Source organism: Streptomyces sp. NPDC053432, assembly GCF_055585365.1.
In genome coordinates, this window is sequence record NZ_JBVJKF010000059.1 from 1 (window position 1) to 1,491 (window position 1,491).

The 1,491-nt window shown below is 70.0% G+C and carries 1 protein-coding gene; it reads left to right on the top strand.

The window, feature by feature from the left end; genetic code table 11:
- The first annotated feature begins 481 nt into the window (after positions 1-481).
- Positions 482-1,024, top strand: a complete 543-nt coding sequence (locus tag ACZ6Y1_RS37515; protein WP_469640670.1) for a GNAT family N-acetyltransferase — start codon at positions 482-484, stop codon at positions 1,022-1,024.
- The last annotated feature ends 467 nt before the right edge of the window (positions 1,025-1,491 follow it).

The following is a 1,491-nucleotide window of genomic DNA, read 5'->3' on the forward strand; positions in this document are numbered from 1 at the left end:
CTTCGCGATCGCCTGCGGCGACCCTTGACAGGCCGTCCCGCCACGGAAAGACAAGGACTGCCGGGAAACCCCCAAAAGAACGGGCCGGGCGGAACCGCCCATAAACGGCCCAGCCAGAGATCCGCGAGGCGGTGGGGCAGGCCGAACCCCTCCCCGAGCCGCCACCTCGCCCCTCCGGGCCGGGCAGACGACCGAGACCCCTCCCCACCTCGACCTCAAGAGCCTGACCGGCAGGAAGGGCGCACCAGATCGCTACGCGCTCCTCACGTCTCGGCGTCTGACCCCCGTCCGGGGCTGGTCACGCCCCAGATCGCTACGCGCTCCTCCTTGACGGCGTCCAACGACCGCCTGGGGCTGGACATAGGCCGCAAAGGGCCACCACATGCCCCTCGACGACGGCGTCTGCAGGCGGACTTGGGCTCGTCCGGGACGGACGCTTAATCGCTTGCCGTCGGCGAGTCCGGGCCGATAGGAACATCGCATGCTTCGAGGCAGCAAGGTCGGGCTCAGGGCCCGGCACGAGGACGACATCCCGATCCTGCGGACCGAGCTCTACGACGACGTGGTCAACGGCTCGCGGGCCGAGGGCGGCCCGTGGCGGCCGATCACACCGGGGTCGAAGGACCCACGGCTCGTCGTGGACGACAAGGAACAGGGCCACGTCCCGTTCTCCGTGGTGGAACTCGAAGGCGGCACGCTGGTCGGCACCGCGACGCTGTGGGGGATCGACAACCACAACCGGTCCGCACACATCGGGCTCGGATTGCTGCCGTCTTCCCGTGGCAAGGGCTACGGCACCGACGTCGTCGCAGTGCTGTGCCACTACGGTTTCGTGGTGCGCGGCTTGCAGCGGCTGCAGATCGAGACCCTGGCCGACAACGACGCGATGCTGCGCTCCGCAGAGCGCAACGGCTTCGTCCGCGAGGGCGTCCTGCGCTCCTCCGCCTGGGTGCTGGGCGAGTTCCTGGACGAGGTACTGCTCGGACTGCTCGTCGAGGACTGGAAGCGAGCCGACAAGGGCTGACGCCCCTGACCCGACTACAGCTCGGCCCGACCGCTCTCCAGGGCGTTTTCTACCCAAGCCTGCCCGCAGACGCGGTCGTCGAGGGGCCTGTAGTGGCCGTTGGCGGCCTATGCCCGGCCCCAGACGGTCGTTGGACGCCGTCAATGAGGAGCGCGTAGCGATCTGGGGCGTGACCGGCCCCGGACGGGTCGCAGGCGCCGTCGGTGAGGAGCGCGTAGCGATTTGTGGCGCCCTTCCTGCCGGTCAGGCTCTTGTGGCCGAGGTGGGGAGGGGTCTCGGTCGCCTGCCCGCCCGGAGGGGCGAGGTGGCGGCTCGGGGAGGGGTTCGGCCTGCCCCACCGCCTCGCGGATCTCTGGCCGGGCCGCTTATGGGCTGTTCCGCCCGGCCCGTTCTTTTGGGGGTTTCCCGGCAGTCCTTGTCTTTCCGTGGCGGGACGGCCTGTCAAGGGTCGCCGCAGGCGATCGCGC